At 67.4% G+C, this 12,187-nt stretch carries 10 protein-coding genes; 5 read left to right on the forward strand and 5 right to left on the reverse strand.

Annotated elements, in window-relative coordinates:
- Positions 1 to 36: 36 nt before the first annotated feature.
- Positions 37 to 2,028 carry a hypothetical protein gene (locus B5G02_RS06850; protein WP_094335691.1) on the reverse strand — a complete coding sequence of 664 codons (1,992 nt, stop codon included), beginning with the start codon at positions 2,026 to 2,028 and terminating at the stop codon, positions 37 to 39.
- 145 nt (positions 2,029 to 2,173) lie between these two features.
- Positions 2,174 to 2,536, reverse strand: a complete 363-nt coding sequence (locus B5G02_RS06855; protein WP_094335692.1) for a desulfoferrodoxin family protein — start codon at positions 2,534 to 2,536, stop codon at positions 2,174 to 2,176.
- Positions 2,537 to 2,802: 266 nt separating this feature from the next.
- Here B5G02_RS06855 and B5G02_RS06860 point away from each other — a divergent pair, with 266 nt between their 5' ends.
- The 5 genes from B5G02_RS06860 to B5G02_RS06880 all read left to right on the forward strand — a co-directional run bounded on the left by B5G02_RS06860 (position 2,803) and on the right by B5G02_RS06880 (position 6,400).
- The gene (locus tag B5G02_RS06860; protein WP_094335693.1) at positions 2,803 to 3,183 is read left to right on the forward strand and encodes a hypothetical protein; all 381 of its coding nucleotides are present in this window, start codon (positions 2,803 to 2,805) and stop codon (positions 3,181 to 3,183) included.
- The gene (locus B5G02_RS06865) at positions 3,173 to 3,580 is read left to right on the forward strand and encodes an acetyl-CoA carboxylase biotin carboxyl carrier protein subunit (protein ID WP_094335694.1); all 408 of its coding nucleotides are present in this window, start codon (positions 3,173 to 3,175) and stop codon (positions 3,578 to 3,580) included. The genes B5G02_RS06860 and B5G02_RS06865 overlap by 11 nt, the downstream gene beginning before the upstream one ends.
- A gap of 123 nt (positions 3,581 to 3,703) precedes the next feature.
- Positions 3,704 to 4,831 carry a sodium ion-translocating decarboxylase subunit beta gene (locus B5G02_RS06870; protein ID WP_232385488.1) on the forward strand — a complete coding sequence of 376 codons (1,128 nt, stop codon included), beginning with the start codon at positions 3,704 to 3,706 and terminating at the stop codon, positions 4,829 to 4,831.
- Positions 4,832 to 4,843: 12 nt separating this feature from the next.
- A complete protein-coding gene (locus B5G02_RS10255) occupies positions 4,844 to 4,978 on the forward strand; it encodes an OadG-related small transporter subunit (RefSeq protein WP_019238946.1) in 135 nt (44 codons plus the stop codon).
- Between the two features lie 27 nt (positions 4,979 to 5,005).
- Complete coding sequence (locus B5G02_RS06880; RefSeq protein ID WP_094335695.1) at positions 5,006 to 6,400, forward strand: oxaloacetate decarboxylase subunit alpha; 1,395 nt, start codon at positions 5,006 to 5,008, stop codon at positions 6,398 to 6,400.
- Between the two features lie 216 nt (positions 6,401 to 6,616).
- On the opposite strand, the gene B5G02_RS06885 is transcribed toward B5G02_RS06880, so the two are convergent.
- The 3 genes from B5G02_RS06885 to B5G02_RS06895 all read right to left on the reverse strand — a co-directional run bounded on the left by B5G02_RS06885 (position 6,617) and on the right by B5G02_RS06895 (position 12,147).
- Complete coding sequence (locus B5G02_RS06885; RefSeq protein WP_094335696.1) at positions 6,617 to 7,420, reverse strand: biotin--[acetyl-CoA-carboxylase] ligase; 804 nt, start codon at positions 7,418 to 7,420, stop codon at positions 6,617 to 6,619.
- 213 nt (positions 7,421 to 7,633) lie between these two features.
- Positions 7,634 to 11,437, reverse strand: coding sequence for a DNA polymerase III subunit alpha (gene dnaE, locus B5G02_RS06890; protein ID WP_094335697.1), 3,804 nt, complete (start codon positions 11,435 to 11,437; stop codon positions 7,634 to 7,636).
- Between the two features lie 206 nt (positions 11,438 to 11,643).
- Positions 11,644 to 12,147 (reverse strand): DUF3284 domain-containing protein, encoded by a 504-nt coding sequence (locus B5G02_RS06895; protein ID WP_094335698.1) that lies wholly within the window; start codon positions 12,145 to 12,147, stop codon positions 11,644 to 11,646.
- Between the last annotated feature and the right edge of the window lie 40 nt (positions 12,148 to 12,187).

Consider the following 12,187-nt stretch of genomic DNA (forward strand, 5'->3'; position numbering starts at 1 on the left):
AGCGCTGCACGTCGAAGCCCCGCGGCGCGCGAACGCCTAGTTGCGCGAGAAGAAGGGCAGGCCGTGCGGCCCGCCGAGCCTGCCGCCCGCGCCGCCTTGCTCGAAGAGCTGCTGCAGCGAGCGCTGGATCTGCTCCTCGACCTGCGGAAGACTCGCGCCCAGGCGCGCGCGGCCCTCCTCCGAGCCCAGCTCCTCGAGCTGCTCCGGCGTGATGCCGAGCAGGTTGCTCACGAAGCCCACGAGCTCGTCGCGCATGCGCTCGCCCATCTCGGCACCGCGCGACTCGGCCCGCTCGAGCTCCGCGCGCACGAGCGCCTCGAGCGTTTGCGGCTCCGCCCCGCGCAACCCCAGCTCGGACCATGCGAGCGATGCCGGCCAGGCGCGCTCCGCGAGCGAGCACGCGGAGACGGACGGGTACGCCGGCAGCGCGCGGCGCGCCGCCTCGCCATGGCGGACGAGCATGAGCAGCACGGCGACGGCATCGGGCCGTTGAGCCGCGAGCGGAATCTCGTCGAAGGGCAGCGCGCGGTCGATATGCGCCTCGAGCACGCCGTCCACCTCCGCCGGACCCAGGCGCCGCAGGAGCTCTGCCGCACGCGCGCCGAACTCCGGAGCGATGCGCGCGGGAAGCGACGCGCGCGAAAGGATGCCCGCGAGCGCGGCGCGAACCGCACGGAGCGTGACGAGCGGTGCGGGCAGCGTCGAACCCGAGCCGTTGCGCCAGCGCGCGAGGAACTCGAGCGCCGTGAGGTACACGTCGCCGAACGGCGCGACCGCCCCGACGGGGCCCGCTGCGCACGCGTCGGGCGCGAGGGCATAGTCGGTCTTGCACAGCGAGCGCACCGGTAGCGCCCGCTCGCGCTCCGCGATGTCCGCGAGCACCATCTGCTCGAACGCATCGGCGGCGCGCGCGGAGGCACCCCTGCGCCCGCCCTCCCCGACGATGCCGGCAGGCGGGGCGTCTCGGTCTAGGAGCTCGGAGAACGCCGGCTCCACGCGCTCCACGGTGCGGATGCGCAGGCCCGAGGCGACCGCGCGCGCCCGATCGAGCCGCTCGCGCTCGGCCTCCTCGTCCTGCGGCGTCAGCGCCCGGGCGCGCTCGATGACGATGCCCACGACGTTGCGGGAACCGAACGCGTCCACGCAGAGCGCCGCCGCGAGCGAGCTCGGCAGGTCGCCCGCGAGCACCACCGCGGCCCCGCCGAGGCCGCGCGCGCCGGCGGCATCGGCGAGCCAGAGGCGCAGCGCCTCCCAGAGCCATTCGCTGCGGTCGAAGTGGGGCAGCAGGTGGTCCTCGATGCACGGCACCGTGATGCCGCGCTGCACGTCCTGCACGAGGAGCGCCTCCTCGAAGCACGGCGCCGCAGCGATGACGCGCCCGCAATCGTCCATGAAAAACGAGCCCCCGCTGAAGGCCGCCTCATCGAAGCCACCCACCGGTGCGACGCATGCGAGCCACATGCTGCGCTGGGCGATCTGCGGGCGGAAGTGCCCGTCGGCGACCGACGCGACCGCAGCCGACTCCGCGCGCGCGGCGCAGAACGGCGCCGCCTGGAAGTAGATGACCACGTCGCAGCCGATGGGCACGAGGTCGATATCGCGCTCGAAATCGAACACGGGCGCGCAGCGCAGGCCGTCGACCTCGAACACGGGCGGCAGCCACAGATCCTCGCCCGCCCGCTCGCCCCGGAGGGCGGCGAGCGCGCGGATGGGCACAACGCGCCCCTTCCTGAGCAGGAACGTCTCGAAGAGCGCCGTCCCCTGGTACTCCACGATCGCGGGCACGAGCAGGGCGATGTCGAGCAGGGCGACGCGCTCGGAAAGCGCGGAGAGCCCGGAGAGCATATCGTGCATGAAGCCGCGCGACGCCATGAGCATGCCGGGCATCGTGCCCGTAAGGAGCGGGGCGGGGGCGCAGAGCAGGCGCGCGCCCTGCTCGTGCGCGATGACGGCCTGGCTCTCAAGGCGGCCGCAGATGGCGTCGATGTCCCCCAGACGCATGTCGACCTGCGCGATCGCGATCTTCATACATGCCCCCTCCCCCGTGCCCCGAACGAGCAGCATGGTTTCGATTGTACGCGAAAAGGGGTCACGCGCGGCGACCCCTCATCACATCGGTTGCGATTCGGCGTGCAGGCTCTCCCGCGCGCCCTGTGTGTGGAACTAGGTGGAACTAAAACTCGGCCTTCCAGAGCCCGTGCAGGTTGCAGTAGGCGTACACGGTGCCGGACTTCACGCCGCCGGGGAAGTAGGTCGTCGGCGACTGGCCGGGCTTGAGGACGTGCATCTCGAGCCTGCCCTCGGCCTCGAGCGCGATCCACTCGATGTAGTGCTCCTCGAGCATGGGGTGCTCAGTCGAGCCGACGGTCACGTGGATGAGCCGGCCGTCGCTCTCGATCTTGATATCGGGGACGTGCTTCTCCTGCGCGGCGTCGGTGCTGCCCGCCACGAGCTCGGTGTAGCCGCTCGGCGCGGGAACGTCCGCCGACGGCGCGATGATCAGATGCTTCTCGGAATCCTGGAAGAACGCTGCCATGATTGCCTCCTACGGTTGATGTGCGAATAGGCGTACGGCTCGATTATGCCCGCTCGGCAGCGGCGCTAGTCATGCGCGGCGCATGCCCACCGCTCGTCCACGCCGATAACGACTAGCCTGTCTCGGTGTTGTCGATCGCGGCGCCAGGGGTCTCGGGCACATTCTTTCACTTCTCCTCCACAAACGGCGGCCACGCCTATACAATATCTTCATATGCACACGCGCCAAGAGACGCAACGTTGCGGACGCGTGGGAAAGGACATCGCATGGGATTTCGCTCCTGGCTGCGCGAACGGTTCTCGCGCAGGTCGCGGAAGCGTACGGCGGCGGATACACGCATCGCGCCGCGCGCTGAAATCGCACCCGGGCTCCCCGCGGACGAATGGGAAGAGGTTCCCGCATACCTCCCCGTCGACCCCGCCGAGCACATGCCCGCGTGCATCATCGCCTCGGCCATCGCCGCAGGCGCCTATGAGCACAGCAAGCTCGTGGTGAGGCGCGTGAGCGTCGCCAACCCCGAGCATCGCCGCGTCGCCGTGATCGCCACGGCACTCGGCGCGGGGGCGCTCGATAAGAGCGCCTTCAGCGTGAAGCGCATCTACAAGAAAAAGGAACAGAAAGGTATGGGAAGCAAACATGCTGCGTAAATTCAAGATCTCGATCGACGGAACCCAGTACCTCGTGGAGATGGAGGAGGTTGGCGCCCCCGCGGGTGCCGCCCCCGTCGTCGCTGCCCCCGTGCCCGCCGCTGCCGCCGCTCCCGCACCGGCTCCCGCTCCCGCGCCCGCGCCCGCCGCGACCCCCGCGCCGAGCACCGCGACGCCCGCCGGCGCGCACGTGCAGGCCGCGCCCATGCCCGGCACCATCCTCGACATCCGCGTGAACGTGGACGACACGGTCGAGGTCAACCAGCCCGTCATGGTGCTCGAGGCCATGAAGATGGAGAGCGAGATCGTGGCCGAGCAGGCCGGCACCATCGCCTCGATCAACGTCGCGAAGGGCGATATGGTGAACCCCGGCGACGCGCTGTTCAGCATCGAGTAGCGTCCGCACGGCAAGCGCCCGGCGCACGGCGACGGTGTCAGCATCCGCGGCGCGCCGAGCTTTCCGAGAGCGCACGCGGCGAGCGCTGACACCCGTGCCGCGTCCTTGGTAAAGGAGAGACCAGTGGAGATTCTAACTACGGCAGCCGACGTGCTCACCGCGGGCGTCATCGCGCTCGCGGCGGAGCCCGGTCGCATCGTCATGATGCTCATCGGCTGCATCCTCATGTACCTCGGCATCAAGAAGCAATACGAGCCCACGCTGCTCGTGCCCATGGGTCTCGGCACCATCCTGGTGAACATCCCGTTCTCCGGCGTCATCGGCGAGACCGGCCCCTTCCAGATCCTCTTCGACATGGGCATCGAGACCGAGCTCTTCCCGCTTCTGCTGTTCATCGGCATCGGCGCCATGATCGACTTCGGCCCCTTGCTCTCGAGCCCGTTTCTGCTCATCTTCGGCGCCGCGGCCCAGTTCGGCATCTTCTTCGTGATCATCGTGGCGACACTGCTGGGCTTCGACATGGCCGACGCCGCCTCGACGGGCATCATCGCGGCCGCCGACGGCCCCACCTCGATCTTCGTGGCCAACAGCCTGGGGTCGAAGTACATGGGCGCCATCATGGTCGCCGCCTACTCCTACATGGCGCTCGTGCCCATCATCCAGCCGATCGCCATCAAGCTGTGCACCACCAAGAAGGAGCGCCGCATCCGCATGAGCTACAACCCGCTCGCGGTGTCCAAGACGGCGAAGATCCTCTTCCCCATCATCATCTGCATCATCGCCGGCCTCATCGCGCCCGCGTCGCTGCCGCTCGTGGGCTTCCTCATGTTCGGCAACCTGCTGCGCGAGTGCGGCGTGCTCGACTCGCTCTCCAAGAGCGCCCAGAACGAGCTCGTGAACCTCATCTCGATCCTGCTCGGCCTCTGCGTCTCCGTGAAGATGGAGTACAGCGAGTTCCTGCAGTTCGACACCCTCATCGTCATGGCGCTCGGCCTCGTGGGCTTCGTCATGGATACCGTGGGCGGTGTCATGTTCGCCAAGCTTTTGAACCTCTTCCGCAAGGAGAAGATCAACCCCATGGTCGGCGCCGCCGGCATCTCCGCCTTCCCCATGAGCTCGCGCGTCGTGCAGCGCCTCGCCACGGAGGAGGATCCGCAGAACTTCATCCTCATGCAGGCGAGCGCCGCGAACGTCGCCGGGCAGATCGCGTCCGTGGTCGCCGGCGGCCTCGTGCTCGGCTTGCTCATGTAAGGGGGATCGCATATGTCTGAGAACCTCATGATCGCCTTCGAGCTCCTCGGTGTGGGCTGGGGCGGCATCTTCGTCGTCATGATCATCATCTACCTCGTGTCGCTCGCGCTGTCGAAGATCTTCGCGCCGCGCGGCCCCGAGGCATAGGAACCCGGAGCGTGAAAGGAGAACCATATGGGACGAACCATCCGCTTCATGGAGACCATCCTGCGCGACGGCCAGCAGAGCCAGATCGCCACGCGCATGCCCATCGAGGATATGCTGCCCGTCCTCGAGGACCTCGATAGCTGCGGCCTCTACGCCCTCGAGGTGTGGGGCGGCGCGACCTTCGACTCGTGCCTGCGCTACCTGAACGAGGACCCGTGGGAGCGCCTGCACACCATCCGCGCGCACGTGAAGAACGCCAAGCTCCAGATGCTGCTGCGCGGGCAGAACCTCCTGGGATACCGCAACTACGCCGACGACGTGGTCGAGGAGTTCGTGAAGAAGTCCGTGGAGAACGGCATCGACGTGCTGCGCATCTTCGACGCCCTGAACGACACGCGCAACCTTGCGACCTCGATCCGCGCCGCCAAGGAGGCCGGCGGCGAGGTCCAGGCCGCCATCTGCTACACCACGAGCGACGTCCACACCGTGCGCTACTTCACCTCGCTCGCCGTGGAGATGGAGCGCGCCGGGGCGGACAGCATCTGCATCAAGGACATGGCCGGCGTGCTCACGCCCGATGTGGCCTATGAGCTCGTGGGCGAGATCAAGAGCGCCACGAGCCTGCCCGTGCAGGTGCACACGCACGGCACGGCGGGCATCGGCCAGATGACCTACCTCAAGGCCATCGAGGCGGGCGCGGACATCATCGACACGTGCCTGTCGCCGCTTGCCGAGGGGACGAGCCAGCCCTGCACCGAGTCCATGGCCATCGCGCTCGACGGGCTCGGGTACGAGACCGGCCTCGACGTGGACAAGCTCGACGTCATCGCCAAGCACTTCGCCGCCGTGCGCGACCGCTTCCTCGCCGACGGCGGGCTCAACCCCAAGGTGCTCGAGGTGGAGCCGAAGGCGCTCCTGTACAAGGTGCCCGGCGGCATGCTCTCGAACCTCATCAGCAACCTCACCGACCTGGGGGCGCTCGACCGCTACAACGAGGTCCTCGCCGAGGTGCCGCGCGTCCGCGCCGAGCTGGGCTACCCGCCGCTCGTGACGCCGCTCTCGCAGATGGTGGGCTCGCAGGCGCTCATGAACGTGCTCTCGGGCGAGCGCTACAAGGTGGTGCCGAAGGAGATCCGCGACTACGTGCGCGGCATGTACGGCCGGCCGCCCGTGACCATCTCCAAGGAGATCCGCAAGCTCATCATCGGCGACGAGGAGGTCATCACCTGCCGTCCCGCCGACCTGCTCGAGCCCGAGCTGCCAAAGGCGCGCGAGGAGATCGGCGCGTACGCCAAGACCGAGGAGGACGTGCTCGATTACGCCCTCTTCCCCGAGCAGGCGCGCGACTTCCTCGGCCGGCGCGAGGACCCGTTCTACGACGTCCCCGTGCAGGAGGTCGAGGTCACGATCGACGTGGCGTAACAGCGCCGTGTAAAATTACCCCAGGGGTTATTTTACATTCGGGGCGGGATCGCTTATCGCAAAGCGTCGCATAACTCACGGGTGAAGCCCGAAATCGAACTTCACCATCGAGTTATGCGACGCTTTTTGTCGTGGCACGAGGCCACTCGGGGCGCGCGATGTAAAAATACCCCTGGGGTTATTTGACGGGGTTATTTTATAAAAATACCCCTGGGGTTATTTTACGGGGCGGAGGGAGACCTGCGCTGAGTCGTAGGGCTTGACGTCGCCGTTCGGGAGCTCCACGAGGGCGCGACCCCACACGTCCACGCCGGTGAGGACGCCGTTCTCGGACACCGAGCCGTCGGGCGAGCTCACGTGCACGCGCTCGCCGCGATAGGCCAGCAGCTCATTGTAGGCTGCCTTGATGCCGGTGAGCGGGGCTGCCGAGGGACCGGCGGCCTCGATGCCCTCCGACCACAGCTCGACGGCGTCGAGCACGGAGGCGCGCACCATCTCGGCGAGCTCGTCGAGCGACGGGAGCACGCGGTCGTCCGGCAGGCAGTCGGCGAGGCCAGCGATGGGCAGCGCGTTCGGGTCGCGCCAATCCATGGAGATCGCCGTGATATTGAGGCCGAGGCCGCACACGGCGAGCGCCTCGCCCGCCTGCCGCCCCAGCTCGACGAGAATGCCCCCGAGCTTGCCGTTCGCGCAGATGACGTCGTTCGGCCACTTGAGCCTGATGTCCGTGCAGCCGAGCGCCTCGAGCGCGTTGACCACGCCGATGCCGCAGGCGACGGGGATACCCGGCAGCACGCGGTCGGGCACGCGCGGCGTGATGAGCACCGAGAGGTAGAGCCCGCCCTCGGGGGAGGTCCACCCATGGGAGCGGCGGCCGCGCCCCGCGGTCTGCGAGCGGGCCCGCAGCGCGCTGCCGTGCGGGGCTCCCGCGCGGGCGCGCGCCATGAGCTCCCGGTTCGTGGATTCAACCTCGTCGAGTACCTCAATCGCAGCGAAGGTATCGTGCTGAATGTCAGCCATGGCCGTCCTCCCGCCTATTCATCTGTCCATCCGGCTCCGAGCGCGCTCGCAGCCCGCAGCGCTCTTGGGGGTAGTTGTACCCATGCCCCCGCGCGAGCGTGCACGTTCCGCCGGGAGCGGCTCGCATCCGCAGGTGAACGGCCTGCATCGGCACGGCGGAACTCGCCCGGGCGACACGCGCCGGCGGCGAGCACCCCCCCCCAAGCACGACCCCTAGATCACCGTCACACGGCCGCGGTCGCCCACGATCGCCTTCGTCTCGGCGATGAGCGGGATGGAGCGGGCGTTCACCCGGGTGGGGATCTCGGCGCGCATGGTGCGGCCATCGCCCTGCTCCACGAAGAGCTCGACGCGGTCGCCACCGGGGTTGCTCGCGAGCACGGTGGCGAGGCGCGCCATGCTCCCCTGGCTGAAGCGCGCGCTCGGGATCATGATCTCGAACACCTTGGGGCGGTTCGTCTCCTCGTTAAGCTCGAGCGGCAGCACCTCCTGCGCGATGATCTGGTCGCCGCGGTCGCTGCGCTCCACCTTGCCGTGCACGCGGATGAACGCCTCGGAGAGCACCGCGCCCGTCTCCGGATCAGTCTCGCCCCGCAGGTACTGCTCGCACTCCTTGTACGTCTTGGGGAAGACGACGACCGTCGCCTCGCCTTCCATGTCCTCGAGGGTCACAATCGCCATGGGGTCGCCGTTCTTGGTGACGCGCTTGGACACGGCGGATACCATGCCGGCGAACCAGAACTGCTTGCCCTCGGGGATCTCGACGTTCACCATCTCGCCGTTGGCGCCCTCGCGCTCCACGCCGGTGTCGATCTGCGCCAGCGTGAACTCGCGCGCCTTGCCGAGCGCGTACTCGAACGGGCGCAGCGGGTGGTCGGAGACGTAGATGCCGAGCACCTCGCGCTCCGCCTGGAGCTTCATGTGGCGGTCCCATTCCTGGCCGTCCGGCTCGGGCACGGTGACCTCGAAGCCGGAGCCCGCGACGTCGCCGAAGAGGTCGAAGAACGAGACCTGCCCCGAGGCGCGCTCCTTCTGGCGCTTCGCGGCGGCGTCGATGATGTTCTCCGGGTTCTCCTTGTCGACGAAGTGCATGAGCTGGCGGCGCGGGTAGCCCGTGGAGTCGAAGGCGCCCGCCTTGATGAGCGCCTCGATGACGCGGCGGTTGGCCTGGCTGGAATCGACGCGGTCGACGAAGTCGTGCAGGTTCTTGAAGGCGCCGCCGCGCTCGCGCTCGGCGATGATGGCGTCAGCCACGCCCTCGCCCACGCCGCGGATGCCCGCGAGGCCGAAGCGCACGCCCTCGGCGGTCGCCGTGAACTCGCGGCCGGACTCGTTGACGTCAGGCGGCAGGACGGGGATGCCGTCGTGGCGGCAGGCGGACACGTAGTGCGTGATCTTCTCGGTCTTGCCCGTGTAGCTCGTGAGCACGGCCGCCATGTACTCGTGCGGATAGTGCGCCTTGAGCCAGGCGGTCTGCATGACGAGGATGGCGTAGCCGGCCGAGTGCGACTTGTTGAACGCGTAGGAGGCGAACTCGAGCACGTCGTCCCAGATGCGCTGGGCGGTCTTGCGCTCGTAGCCGTTGCGCTCCGCGCCGTTCATCCAGTGGTCGTAGATGGTCTCCTCGCGGCCGTCCTCCCACGGGAAGATCTGCTCGGTAAGCATCTTGATCTTCTTCTTCGCCACCGGCTTGCGGATACGGCTGTCGGACTCGCCCTTGGAGAAGCCGCACATCTCGACCGAGATGTTCATGACCTGCTCCTGGTAGACCATCGTGCCGTACGTCTCGCCCAGAATGTCGTCGAGGCGCGGGTCGTAGGAGACGGCGGGCTCCTTGCCGTTCATGCGGTTGATGTAGCTCGTGACCATGCCGGCGCCCAAGGGGCCGGGGCGGTAGAGGGCGATGAGAGCGACGACGTGCTTGTATTCCGTGGGCTTCATGTTCTTGATCGTCGCCGTCATGCCGGCGGACTCGATCTGGAACACGCCCGCCGTGTGGCCTCCCTGCATGAGCTTGAAGATCGCGGGGTCGTCGAAGGGGATGGCGTCCACGTCGATGTCGATGCCGTGGTTCGCCTTGATGTTCGCGCGGGCTTTCGAGATGACCGTGAGGGTGCGCAGGCCCAGGAAGTCCATCTTGAGCAGGCCCATGTCCGCGACGGTATGGCCTTCGTACTGGGTGATCTCCACGCCGCCCTTCGTGTCGAGCTTCGTGGGCACGTGCTCGTTCACCGGGTCGCGGCAGATGAGCACCGCGCAGGCGTGCACGCCCTCGCCGCGCGTGAGGCCCTCGATGGCGAGCGCCGCGTCGATGATGCGCCGCGCGTCGGCGTCCTTCTGGTAGGCCTCGGCGAAATCGGGATTGTAGTTATCCTCCTTGCCCTCCACGCGGGTGAGCACCTGCTTGAGCTTCACCGACGGGTCGGACGAGATCATCTTCGAGAGCCGCTGGCCCACGTACACGGGGTAGTCGAGCACGCGCGCGGCGTCGTTGATGGCCTGCTTGGCCTTGATGGTCGAGTACGTGATGACGTGCGTGACCTTCTCGGGGCCGTAGAGCTGGCGGACGTGCTCGATCACCTCGAGCCGCCGCTCATCGTCGAAGTCCATATCGATATCGGGCATCTCGGTACGCTCGGGCGAGAGGAATCGCTCGAACATGAGGCCGTTCTCGAGGGGGTCGAAGGTGGTGATGTCCATGGCGTAGGCCACGATGGCGCCCGCGGCGGAGCCACGGCCCGGCCCCACGCCGATGCCGTTCTGCTTCGCCCAGCGCACGTACTCGGCGACGATGAGGAAGTATGCCGCGAAGCCCTTGTCGCAGATGACCTTGTACTCGAACTCGAAGCGCTCCTTGACGGAGATGCCGTTTACGACCTTGGTCTCCCAGTCCGGCCCGTAGCGCTTCGCCAGGCCCTCCTCGCATTCGCGGCGAAACTGGCTCTCGTGCGTCTCGCCGGGGTCGAGCAGCGGGTAGCGCGGCAGGATGATCTTGCCCCACTCGAGCACGACGTCGCACTTATCCGCGATCTCGAGCGTGTTGTCGCACGCCTCCGGACAGTACGGGAAGAGCGCGCGCATCTCCTGCTCGCTCTTCATGTAGAACTCCGAGCCGTGCATGCGCATGCGGTTGGGGTCGTCGACCTTCGCGTTCATGCCGATGCACTGCATGATGTCCTGCACGGGGGCGTCCTCGCGCGTGAGGTAGTGGAAGTCGTTCGTGGCGATGACCTTGACGCCCACCTGCTCGGCGAGCTGGATGAGCTGGCGATTGATCCACTCCTCCGTGTTGCCGCTCTCCGTCGTGATGCCGTGGTCCTGGATCTCGATGTAGAAGTTCCCCGGCTCGAAGAGGTCGCGGAAGGTCTCCGCCCAGCGGAGCGCCTCGGCGGGGTTGCCGCGGTCGATGTTTCTCATGACGATGCCCGAGAGGCAGGCAGACGAGGCGATGAGCCCCTCGCGGTGGCGGCGGAGGTTATCGAGGGTCACGCGCGGCTTGTAGTAGAACCCGTCCACGGCGGCCTCCGATACCGTCTGCATGAGGTTCACGTAGCCGCGCTCGTTGCGCGCGATGAGGATCATGTGGTAGAGCTCGGGCTTGCGATCGCGCGCGAGGGTGTCGTCGGGCGTGAAGTAGACCTCGCAGCCGAAGACGGGCTTGATCACGTAGGGCTTCACGCCATCGAGCGAACCCGCGGCTGCCCAGGCCTCGAGGTCGCGGGCGCGCTGCTCGACGGCCTTCGGGTCGGCATCCGGCGCGAGCGCGGGCAGGGCGGCGGGATCGGTGCCACCTTCGAGCGCCGCCTTGTCCGCCTTCCACTGGCGGCGCGCGGGAGCTTTGAGGTTATAGGAGTCGCAGGCGAGGCCGAGCTCCGGGATGCCGTACATGTAGCCGTGGTCGGTGAGCGCGACGGCGGGCATGCCCAACTCGACCGCGCGCGCGACCATATCGGACACGCGCGTGGCGCCGTCAAGCATAGAGTACTCGGAGTGATTGTGCAGATGAACGAAGGCCATGGATGCATCTCCTCACTTCATATGCTCAGAACAACGTACATGCCAGATGCGGAACGGAGCGACCCCACGGGGCGCTTTGGCCATCCGATTCCGGAACCAGATTCTAACGCATGGGGCGGACAGGTGTACGCCTTTGCGCCGCGTACGCGGAAGCACCATAGCGTGTTCGATTCCCCGCCGAATGTAAAATAACCCCTGGGGTAATTTTACATTGCAGGGGTGTCCGGCTCGTCCTCGAGGCGGTCGAGCGCGGGGTTCGCGGCACGGGCGCGGCGGTAGTCCTTCGCGAGCTTCACGATGCTCTTGACGGTCTCCTCGGCGGTCCGGCGCACCCGGTGCTCGTAGCGCTTGGCCTGAAGACGCGCGAAGAGCCCCTTCACGGGTTGGGCGAAGGCGTACTGCTCGGTGTACTCGAGCACCATGCCGCCCGCGCCGTCCGGGGTCGCCCGGTAGGTGATGTCGTTCGACCCGGTGCTGTACTTGAAACGGACCTCGTAGACCTCCGGGTAGCGGTACTGCTTGATCTTCACGTCGATCGCGGTGCCACTCGACTTGCCGCCGCCGCGCGAGCGCTTCTTGTATTTGAAGCCGTTGAGCTTCGCGCGCGAGATGACCTTTCCCGTCGCGTCCTCGATGTCCCCCTGCACCGATTTCTCGATCTGGTCGAAGAACTCCTCCGGCGTGATGTCGAGCTCCTTGGTGAATTCCATGCGATCCGCCTTTCTGCCGTCGTGTGCGCAAACCATTCTA

The organism is [Collinsella] massiliensis (genome assembly GCF_002161605.1).
Taxonomy (GTDB): Bacteria; Actinomycetota; Coriobacteriia; order Coriobacteriales; family Coriobacteriaceae; genus Enorma.